The organism is Nocardia sp. NPDC041819, from assembly GCF_055590505.1.
The window spans coordinates 236657-257516 of record NZ_JBVJAP010000002.1 but is presented as its reverse complement, the minus strand read 5'-3'; the positions used below and the strand labels follow the sequence as shown (position 1 = coordinate 257516).

14 protein-coding genes are annotated in these 20860 nt (G+C 70.3%); 5 read left to right on the top strand and 9 right to left on the bottom strand.

Annotated elements, in window-relative coordinates; all coding sequences use genetic code 11:
* Positions 1 to 169 precede the first annotated feature (169 nt).
* Positions 170 to 1186, bottom strand: a complete 1017-nt coding sequence (locus tag ACZ6DL_RS08075) for a stage II sporulation protein M (protein WP_466049901.1) — start codon at positions 1184 to 1186, stop codon at positions 170 to 172.
* A gap of 43 nt (positions 1187 to 1229) precedes the next feature.
* On the opposite strand from ACZ6DL_RS08075, the gene ACZ6DL_RS08070 reads away from it, so the two are divergent.
* The gene (locus tag ACZ6DL_RS08070) at positions 1230 to 2030 is read left to right on the top strand and encodes an RDD family protein (protein WP_466049900.1); all 801 of its coding nucleotides are present in this window, start codon (positions 1230 to 1232) and stop codon (positions 2028 to 2030) included.
* Here ACZ6DL_RS08070 and add read toward each other — a convergent pair.
* The 6 genes from add to ACZ6DL_RS08040 form a co-directional block, all read right to left on the bottom strand.
* Complete coding sequence (gene add / locus ACZ6DL_RS08065) at positions 2009 to 3028, bottom strand: adenosine deaminase (RefSeq protein WP_466049899.1); 1020 nt, start codon at positions 3026 to 3028, stop codon at positions 2009 to 2011. The genes ACZ6DL_RS08070 and add overlap by 22 nt on opposite strands.
* Positions 3029 to 3044: 16 nt before the next feature.
* Positions 3045 to 4340, bottom strand: coding sequence for a DUF58 domain-containing protein (locus ACZ6DL_RS08060; RefSeq protein WP_466049898.1), 1296 nt, complete (start codon positions 4338 to 4340; stop codon positions 3045 to 3047).
* 3 nt (positions 4341 to 4343) lie between these two features.
* Entirely contained in the window at positions 4344 to 5321 is a 978-nt protein-coding gene (locus ACZ6DL_RS08055; RefSeq protein WP_357962750.1) for an AAA family ATPase, read from the bottom strand.
* Positions 5322 to 5388: 67 nt separating this feature from the next.
* Positions 5389 to 6486: a DUF4129 domain-containing protein gene (locus tag ACZ6DL_RS08050; protein WP_466049897.1), complete on the bottom strand. Its 1098-nt coding sequence runs from the start codon at positions 6484 to 6486 to the stop codon at positions 5389 to 5391.
* A complete protein-coding gene (locus ACZ6DL_RS08045) occupies positions 6483 to 7280 on the bottom strand; it encodes a hypothetical protein (RefSeq protein WP_466049896.1) in 798 nt (265 codons plus the stop codon). The genes ACZ6DL_RS08050 and ACZ6DL_RS08045 overlap by 4 nt, the downstream gene beginning before the upstream one ends.
* Positions 7281 to 7371: 91 nt before the next feature.
* Positions 7372 to 7911 (bottom strand): TetR/AcrR family transcriptional regulator, encoded by a 540-nt coding sequence (locus ACZ6DL_RS08040; protein ID WP_391461017.1) that lies wholly within the window; start codon positions 7909 to 7911, stop codon positions 7372 to 7374.
* A gap of 85 nt (positions 7912 to 7996) precedes the next feature.
* On the opposite strand from ACZ6DL_RS08040, the gene ACZ6DL_RS08035 reads away from it, so the two are divergent.
* A complete protein-coding gene (locus ACZ6DL_RS08035; protein WP_466049895.1) occupies positions 7997 to 9535 on the top strand; it encodes an MFS transporter in 1539 nt (512 codons plus the stop codon).
* 222 nt (positions 9536 to 9757) lie between these two features.
* Here the strand turns inward: ACZ6DL_RS08035 and ACZ6DL_RS08030 are convergent, their stop codons facing one another.
* Both ACZ6DL_RS08030 and ACZ6DL_RS08025 read right to left on the bottom strand, forming a co-directional pair.
* The gene (locus ACZ6DL_RS08030) at positions 9758 to 11308 is read right to left on the bottom strand and encodes an adenylate/guanylate cyclase domain-containing protein (RefSeq protein WP_466049894.1); all 1551 of its coding nucleotides are present in this window, start codon (positions 11306 to 11308) and stop codon (positions 9758 to 9760) included.
* A 209-nt stretch (positions 11309 to 11517) separates the two neighbouring features.
* A complete protein-coding gene (locus ACZ6DL_RS08025) occupies positions 11518 to 13194 on the bottom strand; it encodes a DUF4407 domain-containing protein (protein WP_466049893.1) in 1677 nt (558 codons plus the stop codon).
* Between the two features lie 185 nt (positions 13195 to 13379).
* Between ACZ6DL_RS08025 and ACZ6DL_RS08020 the strand changes: the two genes are divergently transcribed.
* The 3 genes from ACZ6DL_RS08020 (at position 13380) to ACZ6DL_RS08010 (ending at position 20850) form a co-directional block, all read left to right on the top strand.
* Positions 13380 to 13994 carry a chorismate mutase gene (locus tag ACZ6DL_RS08020; RefSeq protein WP_466049892.1) on the top strand — a complete coding sequence of 205 codons (615 nt, stop codon included), beginning with the start codon at positions 13380 to 13382 and terminating at the stop codon, positions 13992 to 13994.
* Positions 13995 to 14735: 741 nt separating this feature from the next.
* On the top strand, positions 14736 to 19388 hold the full coding sequence (gene gltB / locus ACZ6DL_RS08015) for a glutamate synthase large subunit (RefSeq protein WP_466049891.1): 4653 nt from the start codon (positions 14736 to 14738) through the stop codon (positions 19386 to 19388).
* Positions 19381 to 20850 (top strand): glutamate synthase subunit beta, encoded by a 1470-nt coding sequence (locus ACZ6DL_RS08010; RefSeq protein ID WP_357127461.1) that lies wholly within the window; start codon positions 19381 to 19383, stop codon positions 20848 to 20850. Before gltB ends, ACZ6DL_RS08010 begins: the two co-directional genes overlap by 8 nt.
* The last annotated feature ends 10 nt before the right edge of the window (positions 20851 to 20860 follow it).

The following is a 20860-nucleotide window of genomic DNA, read 5'->3' as shown; positions in this document are numbered from 1 at the left end:
ATACGCTTGACCTCGACGGGGAGGGTTGCGTAGGGATAACGATTGTGTAGAGTTGACGGTAACGCTGGCCGCAGCTCGAGCCGGACTCGCTGCGGCCAGCGGAACTCAAATGGGGGACTTCCGAACCGATCTCACACCGCGTAGCTGCCGATTGTCCCAGCTGCGTCGCTCAGGGTGTGCTGAATGTTGGCTGCGTCACAGCGGACGGCTGATCGCTTGATGCCTCGGAATCCGTGCTCGCCTGCTCCGTGACCGCACGGCGACCCACCCCGAACACGTACACCAGGAACAACGCCTCGGCGGTGAAGCCGATCGCGAGGCGAATCGGCGTGGGCAGCGGGCTCGGTGTCACGAATCCTTCGATGAAGCCGCACACCAGCAACACGCCGACCAGGCCGAGCGCGACGGTGGCGGTCGCCCGTCCCTGCCTGGCCACCGCCTCCACCCGGCTGAGCCGTCCCGGATCGATCAGCGTCCAACCGAGTTTCAGGCCCACACCGCCCGCGACGAACACCGCGGTGAGCTCCAGCGTGCCGTGCGGAAGGATGAACCCGAAGAACGAGTCCAGCCGCCCCGCGTCGGCCATCAGCCCGGCGCTGACGCCCAGATTGAGCGCGTTCATGAACAACAGATAGACCGCGGGCAGGATCAGTACGCCGGTGAACAAGGCGATGGCGGTCACCCACGCGTTGTTGGTCCATACCTGGGCGGCGAAGGCGCCCTGCGGATGCTCCGAGTAGTACGTCTCGAACGCGCCGCCCGGTGCGGTGAGACTTCCGGTATCCGCCGGGATTCCGAGTACTTCGCGCGCCGACTCGAATCGGTCCACCCAGACGGCCAGGCCGGCCGATACGCCCAAGAACACCGCGGCCACGCCGACCCACCACGGCCAGGACCGGTAGAGCGCCGCGGGGAAGCGATGGCCGAAGAACCGGCCGATCTCCTGCCAGGTGTCGGCTCGGGTCCCGAGTACCCGGCCGCGCGCACGCGCCAGCAGTGCGCTCAGCCCGGCGATCAGCTCCGGGTCGGGGCTGTGCGACTGCAACCGTGCCAGCTGCTGGGAGGTGCGGCGGTAGAGCGTGACGAGTTCGTCCGCCTCCGCGCCGGTCAGCTTGCTCCGTTTGGACAAGTAGTCGAGCCGGTCCCACGCCCCGCGGTGCGCCAGGCTGTATGCGTCCACGTCCATTCGGTTGCCTCCCACTCCCGCCGGTCGCAAGAATGCTATCGACATGGCTGAGTTCACCACCGGCGAAGCAGTGGCCCTGGAGCTGCCGATCGCCCGGATCCCCACCAGGGCGAGCGCGTTCCTGATCGACGTGCTGGCCCAGTGCACGCTCGCTTTCGTGCTGCTGTTCGCGATCGTCACGCTGCTGCTGCCCGCGGGCGTCGACTCGGCCTGGCTGGACGTGGTGATACTGGTCACCATCGTGACCGTGCTGGTCGGGTATCCGGTGGCCTGCGAGACCGCTTGGCGGGGGCGGACACTGGGCAAACTGATGCTCGGGCTGCGCGTGGTGCGCGCCGACGGCGGGCCGATCGACTTCCGGCACGCGCTCACCCGCGGCCTGGCGGGCGCGATCGTCGATTTCTGGATGCTCGGCGGGTTCGGCGCCATCGCGGTACTCACCTCGATGTGCTCGCCGCACGCGCGGCGGATCGGTGACGTGCTCGCGGGCACCGTGGTCGTGCACGCGCAGCGCCGGCTGCCCCCGCCCGCGCTCGCGATCGCGCCGCCGTGGCTGACCGGCTGGAGCGCGCAGCTCGATCTGTCCGGACTGCCGGAGGAACTCGCCTTGGCGGTGCGGCAGTACCTGGCGCGGTTGCGCACCCTGACGCCCGCGGCGCGGCACCAGCTGGGCACGGCGCTGGTGGGTGAGGTGTGCGGGCGGCTGCGCGTCGCACCCCCGGCCGGTTACCCGCCGCCGCAGATCCTCGGCGCGGTCATCGCCGAACGACAGCGCCGGGTGCTGCCCGCGCCGATGTACCCGATGTTCCCGCCGCGCGTGGGTCAGCCGTTCGCCGCGACGTAGTCGTCCACCTCGCGAAGGAACGCGTCCTGCCGGGCGGGTGTCAGCCAGGAAGCGCGGAACGAGTTCCTGGCCAGCTCGGCCAGCCGATCGATGCCGAGGCCGGCCTGCTCGGCGAGTGCGAGGTAGTTGTCGGCCACGTACGCCCCGAAGTAGGCGGGGTCGTCGCTGTTGACCGTCACCGTCAGCCCGCGATCGAGCAGGCCGACGATCTGCGCGGACTTCATCTCGGCGGTGACGAAGGAGTTCGACACCGGACAGCAGGTGAGCGCGATTCCCTTGGCTGCGGCCAGTTCGACCAAACGGTCGTCCTCGACGATGTTCGTGCCGTGGTCGAGGCGGTCGACGGCGATGTCCTCCAGCGCCTGGCGGATGTGCTCGACCGAATCCGGCTGGTCGATGTCGCAGTGCATCGTCAGCAGGAACCCTTCCGCGCGGGCGCGCTCGAAGACGGCGGCGAACTTGCTCGGCGGGTTTCCGCGCTCGTCGGAATCCAGCCCGACCCCGAGAATCCAGCTCTTGTACGGCAGCGCCTCCAGCAGCGTCGCCATGGCGTACTCGGCGGAGTGATCGCGCAGGAAGCACAGGATCAGCTCGGCGGATATCCCCAGTTCCCGCCGTGCTCGCGCGATCGCCGATCGGTATCCGCTGATCACCGTGGGAAACGGGATTCCGCGCCCGGTGTGCGCCTGCGGATCGAAGAACAGCTCGGCATGGCGCACGCCTTGGGCGTGCGCCCGGCGCAGATAGTCGAATGCGAGGTCGTGGAAGTCCTCCGGGCGCTGGAGAACGCGCATCGCGGGGTAGTAGACCCGGAGGAACGACGTCAGGTCGTGGAATCGATAGGTCTGCTTCACCTCGTCCACGGTCTTCTCCGGCAGCTCGATGCCGTTTCGCCGGGCTAGGCGGAACTTCAGCTCCGGCTCCAGCGTCCCTTCCAGATGCAGGTGCAGCTCCGCTTTCGGCAGTCCGCGGACGAAGGCGGCGAGATCTGAGGCCATGGGGCCATGATCCTCCTCAGAGTGCGCCGGATTGCTTCAGTTCCAGGTATTCGTCCGCCAAGGCCTCCGGCAGCCGTTCCGGTGACGCGGCGACGACCGCGATACCGGTGCGGCGCAGCGATTCCTGGACCAGCGCGCGTTCGGCGAGGACGGATTCCGCCGCGGCGGCGGCGTAGAGGTCGGCGAGGTCGTCGCGGCGGGTGGCGGCCGCGGCGACATCGGGGTCGGTCACCGAGACGATGAGCACTCGGTGCCGCTGCGCCAGCACCGGCAGCACGGGTAGCAGGTTCTCCTCGACCGCGGCGCCGTCCAGGCTGGTGAACCAGACGACCAGGCTGCGTCGGCGGGTGCGCTGGATGGCCGCCCGCACCAGCCCGGCGCTGTCGGTGTCGACGAGCGCGGGGGTGATGCCCGCCATCGCGTGCATCAGCTTCAGCTGCAGGCCTTTCCCGCCGATACCCCGGACTTCGGCGCGGGCTCGCCGGTCGAAGGCGAGCAGGTCGACCGAGTCTCCCGCGGCGGCGGCCAGGCCACCGAGCAGCAGCGCCGCCTCGATGCTCGCGTCCAAGCGGGTGCCGTCGCCAACCCGGCCCGCGCTGACCCGGCCGGTGTCCAGCAGCATCAGCATGTGCCGGTTGCGCTCCGGGCGCCAGGTGCGGACCAGGACGTCGGTGGCGCGGGCGGTGGCGCGCCAGTCGATGGCGCGCACGTCATCCCCGGCGACGTACTCGCGGAAGGAGTCGAATTCGGTGCCCTGCCCGCGCAGGTTGGCCACATTGCGGCCTTCCAGGTGTTGCAACCGCTTGACCTTCGAGCGCAACAGCCGTTCGGCGCGAAACGCGGGCAGCGCGCGTACCCGGGCGGGCACGTCGTGCCTCGTCTGCCTGCCCGCCAGCCCGAGCGGGCCGAGCAGGCGCACGGTGACCTGGCCCGCGACCCGATCGCCGCGATAGGTGGGCGTGAGCGCGGTGCGGAAGCGGACCTTGGTGCCCGGCGCGAGATCCAGTTCGTGCGCGCGGTTTCCGGGGCGTGCGCTGCCGGGCCAGTCGTCCCACACGGTGCCGCGCAGCGTGCGGGCTCCGGTGTTGACCGCGACGAGCTCCACCTCGACGGAGCGCCCGAGTCGCACCGTGGTGAGTGCCTCGCGAGACAGCGCCAGGTCGCGCGCCCGTCCCACCGCACCGAGATCGATGAGCAACCCGGCCGCCAGGGCACAGGTCACCACGACCACGCCGAGCACGGAGGGCACGACCAGGGTGACGAACAGGGCCGCCACGCCTGCCGCGGCGGCCAGCCGACCGGTGACGACCATGCGCTACACCGGAACCGGAACCGACAGCAGCAGCGACGACAGCACGCCCTCGGTGGTCACGCCGTCCAGTTCGGCCTCCGGACGCAATTGCAGGCGGTGGCGCAGCACGGCGACGGCGACGGCTTTCACGTCGTCGGGTGTGACGAACCCGCGACCGGTGAGCCAGGCGAACGCGCGCGAGGCCGCCATCAGCGCGGTCGCGCCGCGGGTCGAGGCCCCGTGCTGCACAGCGGGCGAAGTGCGGGTGGCCCGGCACACATCGACGGTGTAGGCGAGCACCTCGGGGCTGATCGTCGTCCGCGCGATCGCGGCGCGGGCGGCGGTGATGTGTTCGGGGCCGGCGACGGGACGCAAGCCCGCGGCGGTCAGGTCGCGCGGATCGAAGCCTGCGGCGTGGCGTTGCAGGATGCGGAACTCGTCGTCGCGGCCGGGCAGGTGGATGTCCACCTTGAACAGGAACCGGTCCAGCTGCGCCTCCGGCAGCGGGTAGGTGCCCTCCTGCTCGATCGGGTTCTGGGTGGCGACGACGACGAACGGATCGGGCAGCGGCTGCGGCTTCCCGTCCACCGAGACCTGCCGTTCCTCCATCGATTCCAGCAGCGACGATTGGGTTTTCGGGGGCGTGCGGTTGATCTCGTCGGCCAGCAGCAGGTTGGTGAACACCGGACCGTGCCGGAAGGTGAACTCCGCGGAGTGCGGATCGTAGATCTGCGAGCCGGTGACGTCGCCGGGCATCAGGTCCGGGGTGAACTGCACCCGCGCGTGGTCCAGGTCCAGCGCCGTGGCCAGTGCCCGCACCAGCAGCGTCTTGGCCACCCCCGGGACACCTTCGAGCAGCACGTGGCCGCGGCACAGCAGCGCGAGCACCAGGTACATGACCGCGCTGTCGTTGCCGACCACCGCTTTGCCGATCTCGGCGCGCAGGGCGTGGAACGCGGCGCCCGCTTGCTCGGCCGTCGGGGTGGTCTCGGTGCTGGTCATTCGATCTCCTGTGGTTCGCGGGCGTTCCCGGATGCCGTGGGCCGGGCGAGGATTGGGCGAAGGCGTCTCATCCGACCTCCGATTCGATCCATTCGAGCTGAGCGGCGACCACCCGCAGGGTCCCCGGGTCGGGCACCGGGCCGAACAAGGCGGCCCCGATCTGGGCGGGGTGGGCTCCGACGCGCGCGGCGACCACGGCGACGATGCGGTCCGGCGTGGTGTCGGCCGCGATGCCGAGCGGGGCGCGGATGCGGCGCAGCGTGGCCGCCCGCAGCTTCCCGACGACGTGGTCGTGGTCTTTCGAGCGGCGGTAGAGGGCGGCGTGGCCGGCGAGCAGTTCGTTCGCCGCCACCTCGACCGGGCGGGGCTCGCGCACCAGTGCGCCCCGCCTGCGGGCCCGCCACCACACCACCAGTGCGGCGGCGATCAGGAACTGCACGCCGCCGTAGAAGACCGGTGCGGGCAGCCGGTCCCAGATCGGGTCGTCGCCCGCCCCGAAGCCGGGGCGGCTGGGCGGAGGGACATCAGGCAGATCCGGTGGCGGCTGCGGCGGCGGCGGGGTGGGCGCGGTGGGCGCACCGCAGGACTGCAGGGCGCCGTAGACCAGCAGCAGTAGCGCGGCCGTCGCGGCGAGCGCCGCCCAGAACCGGGGGTCGCGCAGAAGACCGGGCAGCGGGGGAAGCCTGCGCCTGGTGCGCGGCGCCTTCTCGACCGCCTCGACCTCGACCGGTTCCGGCGCGGGTGGCGGCGCGGAGGCGGAGAACCGGTCGGCGTATTCCAGCCTGCGGTATTCGTCTTCGGTGGCGCGGCGTCCGCCGTAGACCACCTCGTCGAAACTGTGCGCGGCGGGGTGGATCTCGGTGGCGACCTCGAGCGGCAACGCGGTCGTTACGTCGTCGGCGGTTTCCCGCGCGGTGCGCGAGCGCCGGACCTCCAGCACACCGCCCTGTTCCAGGCCGCGCAGCACGGCACGGAAACGTTCCCGCAAAGCACGGTCGAAATCGCGGTGCTGCGCGGCGGATTCGGCGGCGGCCCGATGATCGGCGGCGGCGCCGAGCCGCGGCGCGCCGGGCGCCGTGTCGTCGGTCGCGTGGGGACCTTTGGTCAGCCGGACCTCACCCGGATGCCGAGCCGACGGGATCTCCGGCGGTGTCGGATCGCTCATCGCGTCTCCTGCCGGGGAATGCGAATGTCCAATCCCTCCCTGCGGCAACGGCGATCGAGGTAGCACACCACCCGCGACGACGCCTCGACCACTTCGCCGAAGGCCGTCAGCAGCAGCACCGCCGACGTGGTCAGCACGATCACCGGCCACCGGTGCGTGCCGGAGAAGTCCGAGACGTACAGCGGAATGGCCAGCAGCGGGATCGCCAGCAGCCCGAACAGGACGCGTTGCGCGATCCAGAGCCCGACGGTCGGCCACTCCGCGCCTTCGGCGAGCAGCTTGGCGCGGGCGATTCCGTCGCGGTGCGAGGTGCGCTCCACGAACAGCACCGGCACCGCGACCCAGCGGCGGGCGCGCAGCCAGCCCAGCCAGAGCACCGCGAGGGGCAGCGTCACGATGGGCAAGCCGCTCACCGCGAGCACGCCGACGCCCACCAGCGTGAACAACAGCTGGAACACCAGCAGCGGGCCGAGTGTCGCACCGAATCGGCGCAACGCGGTGCTGCGGCCGATCGGCGCGCCACCGACGGTCGCGAGCCCCAGGGCCACGGTCGTGCCGCGTAACGCGAACCGCAGCAACCAGGCACAGGCCGCGGTGGACCCGATCGCCGCCCAGGCGGTGCCCGCGTCGGAACCGCCGGTCAGCTCGGAGACGCCCGCGGTCACCGCGACGACCACGGCCTCGGCCAGGAGCAAGCCCGGCACGATCGAACCGGCGATGGCGCGGATGTTCGCCTGGATCAGCGCGAACGGCGCATCGAGCAGTTCACGAAAACTCAGCGGTCGGATCGGCACCGTCGTTCCAGGAGACCCTGGTACCGGATCTGTTCCCGCCCCGACGGCGCCGGCCGGTTCGGCGGCTGGCAGCACGGGCCGAGTCTAGCCGTCAGCGGCGCAGTAAGCGGTCCACCACGTGCCGGTAGCGAACCGGATCGATGGGCGGGAGGCCGAGCAGCGCGCGCAGGTACACGCCGTCGCCCACGAGCCGGATCAGGTCGGCCTGCACCGGGTCGGCGACCTCCGCGTCCAGACCGTCCGACCAGGCGTTCATCATCTCGACCAGCGCCTGCTGCACCTCGTCGGGCTCCGGGGTGGCGTCGATCGTGCGCATGGTCGCGAGCATGGACCGGTAGAGCTCCAGTTCCACCGCTTCCGCCGCGTCGTCCGGGTTGGGTGTCTGTAGGTACCACTCGGCTACCGAGCCGCCTCTGGCGACCGCGCCGTCCAGCTGCTTGCCCGCACGGTCGGCCAGCCTGCGGACCAGGCCCGCGAGCAGCGCGTCCTTGCTCTTGAAGTGATAGAGCAAGCCGCCTTTGGAGACGCCCGCGGTGGCCGCCACGTTCTCCAATGTCACCTGCGACATGCCTTTTTCCAGCAGCAAGGTCTCGAGCGCGTCCAGGATGCGGTCGCGGGTGTCAGCGGTCACGGGCTCGACTATACCGTCCGGACGGTTGGTCGGTTACTATACCGTCTGGACGGTAAGAAAATGGACGACGGAAGTCGAGAAAGTCATGAACACCCAGACCGCGCGGCCCACCGGACGATCGGCCACCACGCCACCCCGCGCCGGAGCGCGCGAGTGGGCCGGATTGTCCGTGCTCGCGCTCGCCCTGCTACTGCTCGCCATCGACGCGACCGTGCTGGACCTGGCCGTACCCGCGATCAGCGCCGATCTCGCCCCGACCACGCCCCAGCTGCTGTGGATCATCGACGTGTACTCGTTCGTGCTGGCCGGGTTGCTCGTCGTCATGGGGAACCTGGGGGACCGGATCGGGCGGCGCAGGCTGCTGCTGCTCGGCGCGGCCGGATTCGGTATCGCCTCCGTGCTCGCGGCGTGGGCGCCGACGCCGGAGATGCTCATCGCGGCGCGGGTGCTGCAAGGCGTCGCCGGTGCGACGCTGATGCCCGCGACGCTGGCGCTGATCAGGTCGATGTTCCTCGATCCGCGGCAGCGCACGGTCGCGATCGCGGTGTGGAGCGCGATGGCGGGCGGCGGCGCCGCGGCGGGACCGCTGCTGGGCGGCTGGCTGCTCGAGCACTACTGGTGGGGTTCGGTGTTCCTGGTGAACCTGCCGGTCATGCTGGTGCTGATCGGGCTGGGGCCGGTGCTGATCCCGGAGTCGCGCGATCCGAAGCCCGGCCGCTTCGACCTGCCCAGCGCCGTGCTGTCGATGCTCACCCTGGTGCCCGTGGTGTACGCGGTGAAGGAGGTCGCGGCGCACGGTCCGGGGATGCGACCGGTCCTGGTCGGCGCGCTCGGTGCGCTTGCGGGTGCGGGGTTCGTGCGCAGACAGCGACGGCTCGCGCGGCCGATGCTCGACCTGGCGCTGTTCGCGCTGCCCACCTTCCGTACGGCGGTGGTGACCAGCCTGCTCGCGGTGTTCGCGCTGGCCGGTGTGCTGTTCTTCGGCTCGCAGTACCTCCAGTTGGTGCTCGGACGCTCGCCGATGCAGGCGGGCTTGCTGCTGCTGCCGGGCCTGCTGGCCGGGATGATCGCCTCGCTCGCCGCGGCCTGGTTGGTGCGGCGGCTGCGGCCGGGCACCGTGCTGGGCGGCGCGCTGATCACCGCGGCGGTGGGCGCGGCGCTGTTCGGATGGCTGGGCCCGGAGGCGGCCACCAGCACGACGCCGTTCGTGCTCGGCTTCCTGTTCGTGGGGGCAGGTGTCGGCGTCGCGCTGACCGTGTCGTCGGACCTGGTGGTCGGCTCGGCGCCCGCGGACCGCGCGGGTGCGGCCGCCGCGGTGTCGGAGACCGCCTACGAGACCGGTATCGCGCTGGGCGTCGCGATTCTCGGCAGCGTGGTCATGGCGATCTTCCGCAACGGCCTCGACCTGAGCCACGTGCCGGATGATCAGGCCGACGCCGCCTCGGAATCCCTCGGCGCGGCCACGGCTTTCGCCCGTGAGCTGCCGGAGGCCGCCGGAAACGCGTTCCTCGCCTCGGTGCACGATTCGTTCGTCTCCGGCATCCACTTCGCGGCGATCGGCACCACATCGATCCTGTTGGCAGCCGCGCTGGTGGCGTTCCGGTTGCGCGCCGCGCGGATGTGATCGCTGGTCAGGGCGCTTCCGAACGGGAGCGGTCAAGCGCGGGCCGGGGTCGTCCGCCCGGCGCCGGGCCGGTCGCCGTTGCGATTCGCGCCGGTCGCACGCGATCGGGACGGCACTCGGGACCGGCCGATCCGGTCGCACCGTTCCCGCGGGCTCGGCGCAGCGGACGTCCTCGTGCGCGGGCGCCGCAGCGAAGGTCGAGCGGGCGTCCCGCTGAAGGACTCAGGCGGGACGCGCGAGCCGGGTCGGTGTGAGGCGGCCGCGGAGGGTGACGGATTCGCCGAGCTGCCACTGCCCGGCCTCGGCCTCGGCGGCCGCCGCGACGGTGGCACCGGAGGCGAGCAGCAGACCCTGCTGCTTGGCCAGCTCGCACAGGCGCGCGGCCTCGTTGACCGCGTCGCCGATGACGGTGAACTCGTAGCGCTGATGAGCGCCGACATTGCCCGCCACCACCCGGCCGGCGGCCACGCCGATGGCCGCGACGAAATCGGTCGCGTCGGCGTCGAGCCGGGCCCGGATCGCGCGGGCGGTGGCCAGCGCCGCGCCCGCGGCATCGGCCAGCGGCGCGGGCGTGCCGAAGACGGCGAGCGCGGCGTCGCCCTCGAACTTGTTGACCAGCCCGCCGTGGCGCTCGACCTCGTCCACCACGATGGCGAAGAACCGGTTGAGCAGGGCGACCATCTCCGGCGCTGGGATGGTCGCGGCCATCGTCGTGGAGCCGACGATGTCGATGAACAGGGCCGCGGCGTCGGTCTCCACGCCACCGAGCGTCGGATCGCCCGCCAGCGCGGCCGCGGCGACCTCGCGCCCGACATGCCTGCCGAACAGGTCCCTGATCTGCTCGCGTTCCCGCAGGCCCTCCACCATGTGGTTGAAACCGCTCTGCAACTCGCCGAGCTCGGTGCCGTCGTAGACCGCCAGCGCGACAGCGAGATCGCCGTCCTCCACCTGGCGCATCGCGCGGCGCACCCCGAGGATCGGGGCGACGGTCGCGGCCAGCGTCTGCGTCATCAGCAGCAGGCCGAAGATCAAGGTCGCTCCGCCGAGGGACAGCACGCAGACCGCCAGCCGAGCCTTGGACACGTCGTCCATCACGAGCGCCGACACCGCGAGCACCATCATCCCGGCCACCGGAACGCCCGATCCGACCACCCACACCACCAGTGAGCGTCCGAAGACGCCGATGCCGCGGCGCCGACCGGAAGCCGCGGCTTCCAGCACCCGCGCGGTGACGGGCCGCAGCGCGAACTCGATGATCAGATAGCTGTTCGCGCACACCACGATGGCGCTGAGCGCGATGCCGAAGGCCACCTTCGGAATCAGCCGCGGTTCGGCCAGGCCGTACAGGGTGGTCAGCAGGACGAGGCCGCCGAACCACAGCAGCGCTTGGTTACGCACCAGCCTGCGCGGTACCACCGTGGCCGCGGCCTGCTCCTCCTCGGTGGGCACGTGCAGCGGATCGGTGGCCCACCGCAGCGCGCGCAGCCCGCGGGTCGTGCCCCACCACAGGCCGAGCAGCAGCGCGCAGCTCGCGTACAGCGGTGCTGCGAGCACGTCGAGCAGCAGGAGATCCCGGGTGAACACCGACGGCCCCGGCAGGACGAAGCCCACCAGCACGATCGACACCACCATGCCCGTCAGGTTTCCCAACAGGGTGGGCACGGTGAGCAACAACTGAATGCGAAGGCGCCGCAGCCCCGACGACTCCTCGGCGGACCCGAGCAATGGCGAGCCCCACGGCGCCGCGGCGAGCGTCACCTCCCTGTGTTGCATGGGTGCAGCGTAGGCCGAGGCCTCGCCCCGTGCCGCAGGGCCGTTTCGGCATCCGGGCTCACGCAGTCCGACCGAACTCGTACTCGCACGGTCTGGGCCGAGACGGTGGCGACGACCACCGAGGTACCCCTAGTCCGAGGTGTCGGTGGCGGCGCGCGCTACCCCGCCGCTGTCTGCGGCGAGGACGTGGCGCAGCGTAGGGGGACCGGTCAGCGCCCGGGCGGCAGTTCCCGCCGGTCGGATTCCGGCAGTTCGGGGTATCGGCGACCGGGCAGTTCGTCGCGCCGGGCGCCGGTGGGCAGGCCGTAGCCCGCGGCGCCGGTCGGCGGAAGCGAGGAGTAGCGGGGCACCGCGTCGACGACGGTGGAGGCGACGTGCTGGGCGTGCGCGATCTCGGGGGAGCCGGGCTGTGGCTGGTAGCCGACGGCCTGCGGATGCGTGGCTTGGCCGTCGATGGTCACCTTGCGGGTGCGCCGCAGCGTGAACGTGATCTCCTCGACCTCCTCGAACGCCTGCCGAGCGGTGCGCAGCGGATGCGTCGCCGTGTCGATCGCGTTGGCGACGAACGACGGGACCAGCGGACGGATGAGACGCGCCGCGGTGTCGGTGAACGGCACCGTGCCGATCAGGGGCAGTTCGAGTCCGCCGCTCTGCGGCGCCGCCTGCGGGGCAGCGACGGCGGGCGAATGAACGGCCACCGGCGCCGGTAGGTTCGGCGTCACCTCGTCGGGCATGTCGCTGTCCTTTCGGTCTTCCGCCGCGGCGGGAAGTTCGGGGCGGCGCGGCGGCTCCGTGATGCCGATCTCGATGCCGCCGATGGCCGCGATGATGCGGGTGCGCTCCCGCTCCCGGTCGATGGCCGTGTCCGCCTCGACGGCGAGACGGGCGGCGGTGAGCTGCTGCTCGGCACGCAGGATCTCCGCCTCGGTGCGCATTTCGGCCTGCTTGACCGCGATCGCCGCGTCGGCGTCGCGCTCGGCGCGATCGTGCACCGTGCGGGCGGCGTTGTGCCGGTCGAACGAAGTCTCGCCACGCCACCACCGCAGCACAAGTGGCAGCAGGGCGAGTGCGACGAACGCCACGATGGTGAGAATGCGCAGCGGCAGCGCATGGTGCACGGTGTAGTCGTTCATCGCTTGCCAGCGCGCGCCGAGTCCGCGATCGGTGTCGTCGAAGGCGGCGGTCCGCGCGGCCGCCAAGGCGTCCTGGTCGGCGTCGATCCGGCGGTCCGCGGCATCCACCCGGGCCTGCGCGGTGGCGAGTTGCTTGCGGGCGTCGTCGAGCATGGCGTCGGCCGTCCGCGCCTCCGGCCCGCGACCGGGCACGCCGGTGATCCTGGTGCGCGGGCACTCGGGGGCCGGGTTGAATTCGCAGCGGGCGATCACGAGGGCGTGATCGATATCGTTCTGGGCCATGCCGATCGCCTGTTCGAGCGCGGCCCGGTCGCCCTTCGCCCGGTCCAGTTCGGCCTGCGCCGCGACGACCCGAGGCGCCGAATCGAGCGAGCGCTGCGCCTTCTCATCCAGCACCCGGTCGACGGATCCGCTGAACAGCACGATCGCCGCCAGTTCCGCGAGCAATCCACCGGCCAGCACGGCGACCGCGAAGCCCGCGAGCAGCCCGAGCCGATCCGGTCCTCCGCTCGGCCGCGCCGTGGCCAGAGCACGCGCCGGCGCGCCGGTCAGCGCGCCGACCACGATGCCCACCGCCGTCGCTGCCCACCAGGGCCAGGCGGACGCCGCGGCCAGGGCGGCGACCACGCCGGAGATACCGGCGAACAACAACACGACAGCACCGGTGACGGCGTATCCGGCACGCTCGTGACGATCGGTGATCGCGCTGGTCCGGCCCCCGCCGAGCCAGGTGAACAAGCCGGTGACGGTCATCGGAAGGCACATCCTCTACGTCCCAGGCGCTTTCGCGGGCGCGACGAAACTGTCACGGATTCGTTGTGACAGCGTGACAGGCCCCGGGGGTGCCCAGCGAGCAGGGGAGGCCGGATTGTGGCCAGGCTCACAGCCCGGTCCGCGGCGCGCCGGGCGGGCCGGGTGACCTCGCCTACGCTGACGCGGTGATTCGTTTCCATGCGGGCGATCCCAGGAGGTCACGACGTGCGCGAGTCGGTTGGACGCTGCTGGCGGCGGTACTGCTGATGTGGCCGGCCGGCGCGGGCGCCGCTTCGGCCGACGAGTCCATGGACCGGCTGGTCGCCTTGGTGGTCGAGCGCTTGGGCACCGCCGACGCGGTGGCCGCCGCGAAGTGGGTGGCCGCGGGCGAGCTCGGCATCGAGCCCACGATCGATGATCCGGCCAGGGAGGCGGAGGTCTACGACGTGATGGCCCGCTTGGGCGATGGACGCGACCTGCCCCAGGACTGGGTGCGGCAGGTCTTCCTCGGGCAGATCGAGGCCAACAAGACGGTGCAGCGCGGGCTGATGCTGCGGTGGCGCTTCGACCCGGCCGCCGCGCCCATCGCGCCCGCAGGGCTCTCCTCGGTGCGCCCGGTCATCGACCGCGTGAATGTCGAGATCCTCGACCAGCTCGACATGCACCGCGCCGAGCTGACCGCGCCGGACTGCGCGGAACGGTTGGCGCGCAGCGTCTTCGGGGTGTTCACCACGGGCAACGGGGACGCCCTGCACCGCGCGGCGCTGGTGCGGGCCGCCGTCTCGCTCTGCCGGTCGTAGGCCGGGCCGCGCAGGCGCTGTGGCGCGTCAGCGGAAAGATGTGTCCAACACCACTTCCCGAGATTTGCTGGTTATGTGCTGAATGACACAGCAGGCAAACGAGGCCGGACGGTCGGATCACATTCATGGCTTGTCACGCCGGTGTCGGAAATATCTCAACGGGCCGATTGCCGAGTTAGCCGCTGCCGCTTGGTTTGCCGCGCCGTCCAGCGGGGAAATCCACTTCGACGCAGGTGAGGGCGGTTTCCGGGCTTAGTGAGGAAAGTCTCGGGTGGGTGTCGCGCGCCGGTTTCCCCAGCTGGCACCGGGTGCCATGGGGATCGATCGCAAGGCACTCGCTGCTTTACACTGGACGACGCGCACACGTGGAGGACCAAATGCAGAAGCCCAGCTAAACATGGTTATTAGCACAACCTAAGTTGGTTGGGCCCTGGACCTGACTTATCGTTTGCTCTTACGCCGAACACAGAACGTTCGGCTACCTCGCCCGCTCGGGCAGCCCTAGCCAGGTGCTCAGCGTAGCGGGCGAGCACCCGCTCGGAGGTAAGGATCTTGTTAGGGATCCGTTACCGAAGGGCACCCACTACGTCACAGAAGCGGGTGGAGAGACAACTGCAGACCTGACTGCACGCCGAAGACCATCAGCGCGGCTGGCTTCGGAACGTACGGGCGCAGTCTTGTACGGAGGCGTTCGGCGAAAGGCCGTTTTCTTCGAAGGCCGACTTTCTTGAAGGCAGAGGCATGACGCAACTTCCTGGCCACAGGTCACCTGGACCCATCGGGCTCTACGACCCGGCGAACGAGCACGACGCCTGCGGCGTCGCATTCGTCGTCGACATGCACGGCCGCCGCAGCCGCGACATCGTCGACAAGGCTATTACGGCTCTGTTGAACCTGGAGCACCGTGGCGCCGCGGGCGCCGAGCCCAACAGCGGCGACGGCGCGGGCATCCTGATCCAGGTCCCGGACCGGTTCTTCCGCGCCATCGTGGACTTCGAGTTGCCGCCGGAGGGCTCCTACGCCACCGGTATCGCCTTCCTGCCGCAGGCCCGCCGCGAAGCCGCGCGCGCCGCCTACGGCGTGGAGAAGATCGTCAAGGAAGAGGGCCTCGAGGTCCTCGGCTGGCGCGAGGTGCCGATCGACGAGTCGTCGCTCGGCGCGCTGGCCCGCGACGCCATGCCGAGCTTCCGGCAGATCTTCATCGCCTCCCCGAAGAACGCTTCCGATCCGCTGTCGGAGATGGATCTGGAGCGTCGCGCCTACGTGGTGCGCAAGCGGGTCGAGCACGAGCTGGGGTCGGCCGGTGCGGGTGAGGGCGCGGTCGGCAGGGAGTCGGTCTACTTCCCGAGCCTGTCGGGGCAGACCTTCGTCTACAAGGGCATGTTCACCACGCCGCAGCTGCGCGCGTTCTACCTGGACCTGCAGGACTCCCGGGTGGAGAGCGCCCTGGGCATCGTGCACTCCCGGTTCTCCACCAACACCTTCCCCTCCTGGCCGCTGGCGCACCCGTTCCGCCGGGTGGCGCACAACGGTGAGATCAACACCGTCACCGGCAACGAGAACTGGATGCGCGCCCGGGAGGCGCTGCTGCGCAGCGACGTCTTCGGCGTCGACTCCGCGGGCAAGAACCGGCTGGAGAAGATCTTCCCCATCTGTACCCCGGGGGCGAGCGACACCGCCCGGTTCGACGAGGTGCTGGAACTGCTGCATCTCGGCGGCCGCAGCTTGCCCCACGCCGTGCTGATGATGATTCCCGAGGCATGGGAACGCAACGACACCATGGACCCGCGCCAGCGGGCCTTCTACGAGTACCACTCGATGCTGATGGAGCCGTGGGACGGCCCCGCGTCGGTGTGCTTCACCGACGGCACCGTCGTCGGCGCCGTGCTCGACCGCAACGGCCTGCGGCCGAGCCGTATCTGGGTGACCGACGACGGCTTGGTCGTGATGGCCTCCGAGGTCGGTGTGCTGGACATCGACCCGTCCAAGGTGGTCAGGAAGGCGCGCCTGCAGCCGGGCCGCATGTTCCTGGTCGACACTGCCCAGGGCCGCATCGTCGGCGACGAAGAGGTCAAGTCCCAGCTCGCCGCCGAGCACCCGTACCAGGAGTGGCTGGACGCGGGCGTGTCCCGCCTCGCCGACCTGCCCGACCGCCCGCACGTGCACATGTCGCACGACCGCGTGCTGATCCGTCAGCAGATCTTCGGATACACCACCGAGGAGCTCAACCTGCTGATCTCGCCGATGGCCAAGACCGGCGGCGAAGCGCTCGGCTCGATGGGCACCGACACCCCGATCGCGGTGCTGTCGGCCCGCCCGCGCCTGCTGTTCGACTACTTCTCCCAGCTGTTCGCGCAGGTCACCAACCCGCCGCTGGACGCGATCCGGGAAGAGGTGGTCACCAGCCTCAAGCGCAACATCGGGCCGGAGGCCGACCTGCTGCACCCGGGGCCGGAGTCGTGCAACATGATCGCGCTCGAGCAGCCGATCCTGGACAACGACGAGCTGGCCAAGCTCGTGCACATCAACGACGACGGATCGCACCCCGAACTGCGCTCGGTGGTCGTGCGCGGCCTGTACCCCGTCAAGAAGGGCGGCAAGGGCCTGCGCAAGGCGCTGGAGGCGATCAACACCCAGGTGTCGGCCGCCATCGATGGCGGTGCCCGGATCATCGTGCTGTCCGACCGCGAGTCCAACGAGAAGCTGGCGCCGATTCCGTCGCTGCTGCTGACCTCCTCGGTGCACCACCACCTGGTGCGCGAGCGCACCCGCACCATGGTCGGCCTCGTCGTGGAGGCCGGTGACGCCCGCGAGGTGCACCACATGGCCACCCTGGTGGGCTTCGGCGCCGCCGCGATCAACCCCTACATGGCCTTCGAGACCATCGAGGACATGCTCGAGCGCGGCGCCCTCGAGCTGCCGGGCAGCACCGGCGACCTGGCCGCCGACTACCGCAAGGCGGTCGCGAACTACAACAAGGCCGCGGGCAAGGGTGTGCTGAAGGTGATGTCCAAGATGGGCATCTCCACGCTGGCCTCCTACAACGGCGCCCAGCTCTTCCAGGTGATCGGCCTGTCGCAGGACCTGGTGGACGAGTACTTCACCGGCCTGCGCTCGCACCTGGACGGCATCGGCCTCGACGAGATCGCCGAGGACGTCGCGCAGCGGCACCGGGTCGCGTTCCTGGAGAACCGCAACGAGCGCGCCCACCGCGAGCTCGAGGTCGGCGGCGAGTACCAGTGGCGGCGTGAGGGCGAATACCACCTGTTCAACCCGGACACGGTGTTCAAGCTGCAGCACGCCACCCGGTCCGGCCAGTACCCGATCTTCAAGGAGTACACCAAGCTGGTCGACGACCAGTCCGAGCGGCTGGCGTCGCTGCGCGGTCTGTTCAAGTTCAAGCACAAGGCGCGCAGCCCGATCTCGATCGACGAGGTCGAGCCCGCCTCGGAGATCGTGAAGCGGTTCTCCACCGGCGCGATGAGCTACGGCTCCATCTCGGCCGAGGCGCACGAGACCCTGGCGATCGCGATGAACCGCCTCGGCGGCCGGTCGAACTCGGGTGAGGGCGGCGAGTCGCCGTCGCGCTTCGAGCCGGAGGAGAACGGCGACTGGCGGCGCAGCGCGATCAAGCAGGTGGCCTCCGGCCGCTTCGGCGTGACCGCGCACTACCTGACCAACTGCACCGACATCCAGATCAAGATGGCGCAGGGCGCGAAGCCGGGCGAGGGCGGCCAGCTCCCGGCGCACAAGGTGTACCCGTGGGTCGCCGAGGTGCGGCACTCGACACCGGGCGTCGGCCTGATCTCGCCTCCGCCGCACCACGACATCTACTCGATCGAGGATCTGGCGCAGCTGATCCACGACTTGAAGAACGCCAACCCGCAGGCGCGCATCCATGTGAAGCTGGTCGCCGAACCGGGCGTCGGCACCGTCGCGGCGGGCGTCTCCAAGGCGCACGCCGACGTCGTGCTGATCTCCGGCCACGACGGCGGCACCGGCGCGTCCCCGCTGACCTCGCTCAAGCACGCGGGCGGCCCGTGGGAACTCGGCCTCGCGGAGACCCAGCAGACGCTGCTGCTCAACGGGTTGCGCGACCGTATCGTCGTACAGGTCGACGGCCAGATGAAGACCGGCCGCGACGTGATGATCGCCGCGCTGCTCGGCGCCGAGGAGTACGGCTTCGCCACCGCGCCGCTGGTGGTCTCGGGCTGCATCATGATGCGCGTCTGCCACCTGGACACCTGCCCGGTCGGCGTCGCGACGCAGAACCCGGTGCTGCGCGAGCGGTTCACCGGCAAGCCGGAGTTCGTCGAGAACTTCTTCCTGTTCATCGCCGAAGAGGTCAGGGAGCTGCTGGCGCAGCTGGGCTTCCGCACGCTGGACGAGGCCATCGGCCGGGTCGACCTGCTCGACACCTCGCGGGCCAAGCAGCACTGGAAGGCCAGCAAGCTGGACCTGTCGCCGATCCTCGACGACGTCGAGACGGCGTTCATGTATCAGGACCGCCGCTGCACCAAGTCCCAGGACCACGGCCTGGACAAGGCGCTGGACCAGCAGCTGATCGTGCAGAGCCGCGACGCGCTGGAGCGGGGTCAGGCGGTGAAGTTCGAGACCAAGATCACGAACGTCAACCGCACCGTCGGCACCATGCTCGGTCACGAGGTGACCAAGCTCTACGGCGGCGCGGGCCTGCCCGACGACACCATCGACATCACGTTCACCGGGTCGGCGGGCAACAGCTTCGGCGCCTTCGTGCCCGCGGGCATCACGCTACGCGTGCAGGGTGACGCGAACGACTATGTCGGCAAGGGTCTCTCCGGCGGTCGCCTGGTGGTGCGCCCGTCGCTGAACGCGCCCGGCGAGTTCGTCTCGGAGCAGAACATCATCGCGGGCAACGTGATCCTGTTCGGCGCCACCAGCGGTCAGGTGTTCCTCCGCGGCGTGGTCGGCGAACGGTTCGCCGTGCGCAACTCCGGCGCCACCGCGGTGGTCGAGGGCGTGGGCGACCACGGCTGCGAGTACATGACCGGTGGCCGGGTGGTCATCCTCGGCGAGACCGGACGCAACTTCGGCGCCGGTATGTCCGGCGGCGTGGCGTTCGTGTTCGACCCGAACGGCACCTTCGCGGCCAAGCTCAACCCCGAGCAGGCCGACGCCGTCGAGCAGTTGTCCGGTGACGATTTCACCTGGCTGCACGACATCATCACCCAGCACCGTGACCAGACCGGTTCCGCGGTGGCCGAGCGCGTTCTCAGCGATTGGTCGCAGCAGGTGAACCACTTCGTGAAGGTCATGCCGCGCGAATACAAGAAGGTTTTGCTCGCCATCTCCGAAGCTGAGAAGAGCGGCAAGGACGTGGACGAGGCGATTATGGAGGCCGCACGTGGCTGACCCCCAGGGTTTTCTGAAGCACACCGCACGCGAACTGCCCAAGCGGCGGCCGGTGCCGCTGCGCCTGATGGACTGGAAAGAGGTCTACGAGGAGAAGTTCTCCCACGAGACCCTGCGCACCCAGGCCAGCCGGTGCATGGACTGCGGTATCCCGTTCTGCCACAACGGTTGCCCGCTGGGGAACCTGATCCCCGAGTGGAACGACCTGGTCTACAAGGACCGCTGGCGGGAAGGCATCGACCGGCTGCACGCGACCAACAACTTCCCGGAGTTCACCGGGCGGTTGTGCCCCGCGCCGTGCGAGGCGTCCTGCGTGCTCGGCATCAACCAGGATCCGGTCACGATCAAGCAGGTCGAGGTCGAGATCATCGAGAACGCCTTCGACGAGGGCTGGGTGACCCCGGTCTACCCGACCCGCCTCACCGGCAAGAAGGTCGCCGTCGTCGGTTCCGGTCCGGCCGGTCTGGCCGCCGCGCAGCAGTTGACGCGCGCCGGGCACACCGTGACCGTGTTCGAGCGGGCCGACCGCATCGGTGGTCTGCTGCGCTACGGCATCCCGGAATTCAAGATGGAGAAGCGCTTCATCGACCGCCGCATGGCGCAGATGGAGGCCGAGGGCACCATCTTCAAGACCGGCGTGAACGTGGGCGTCGACATCACGGCCGAGCAGCTGCGGGAGAAGTTCGACGCGATCGTGCTGGCCGGTGGCGCCACCCTGGCCCGCGACCTGCCGATCCCGGGCCGCGACCTGGACGGCATCCACCAGGCCATGGAGTTCCTGCCGTGGGCCAACCGGGTGCAGCACGGCGACGACGTCACCGATGACGAGGGCCTGCCGCCCATCCACGCGAAGGGCAAGAAGGTCGTCATCATCGGCGGTGGCGACACCGGCGCCGACTGCCTCGGCACTTCGCACCGGCAGGGCGCGGCCAGCGTGCACCAGTTCGAGATCATGCCGCGCCCGCCGGAGGAGCGGGCCGCGTCGACCCCGTGGCCGACCTATCCGCTGATGTACCGGGTCTCCTCGGCGCACGAGGAGGGCGGCGAGCGGGTGTTCTCGGTGAACACCGAGCGCTTCGTCGGCGCGGACGGCAAGGTGACCGGCTTGGATGCCCACGAGGTCAAGATGGTCAACGGTCGCTTCGAGAAGGTGGATGGCACCGACTTCACCCTCGAGGCCGATCTGGTGCTGCTGGCCATGGGCTTCGTCGGTCCCGAGAAGCCGGGCCTGCTCACGGATCTCGGCGTGGGCTACGACCAGCGCGGCAACGTGCAACGCGACAAGAACTGGGCCACCAATGTTCCCGGCGTCTTCGTCGCCGGTGACATGGGCCGCGGTCAGTCGCTGATCGTCTGGGCCATCGCCGAAGGCCGCGCCGCGGCCGCGGGTGTGGACCGGTACCTGGAAGGCGAGACCGCCCTCCCGGCGCCGATCACCCCCACCATGGTGGCGCAGCGCTAGAACCCCTCTC